This window comes from Vibrio sp. 10N.222.49.C9 (assembly GCF_041474985.1).
GTDB classification, from domain to species: domain Bacteria; phylum Pseudomonadota; class Gammaproteobacteria; order Enterobacterales; family Vibrionaceae; genus Vibrio; species Vibrio crassostreae_C.
This window is the reverse complement of record NZ_JBFRVD010000914.1, coordinates 1-525: the sequence shown is the minus strand read 5'-3', so window position 1 is coordinate 525 and position 525 is coordinate 1. Positions and strand designations below refer to the sequence as shown.

1 pseudogene is annotated in these 525 nt (G+C 48.4%); it reads left to right on the top strand.

The annotated features are described in order from the left end of the window. A pseudogene (locus tag AB4585_RS26195) lies at positions 1-525 on the top strand (deca-heme c-type cytochrome); the annotation flags it as partial.

Genomic DNA, 525 nt, shown 5'->3' with positions numbered 1-525 from the left:
CAACGTGGGGTGTGAGGCTTGCCACGGGAAAGGACAAGAGCACGTCACTTGGGCAAAGGGTGATCAATCGAGCCAAGCTGCGCACCTAGGCTTTGATCGTGATCTTTCAAAAGCCGTGAAAGAGTGGGTGTTTGAAGAAAACATGCCAGCTTTGCAACCTAAGAGCATTCACCCCACCGACCAAATGACTATGTGTGCACAATGCCACGGTCGCCGAACGCAATTGACCGAAGATAAAGACCATGTGCAGGGTAACTTACTCGATCGCTATCGACTGAGCCTTATTACGCCAGAGCTTTATCATGCGGATGGGCAAATCTTTGATGAGGACTATGTCTATGGCTCTTTTCTTCAATCAAAAATGGCAGAAAAAGGGGTGAGTTGTACCAACTGCCATAATCCGCACTCGGCGAAGCTCGAAATAGCGGAAGAAGCAGTGTGTAGCCAGTGTCATTTACCAACGCAGTTTGCACCAGAAAATCATACCTTCCATGACAAAGACTCTGAAGCCTCAAAGTGTACCAC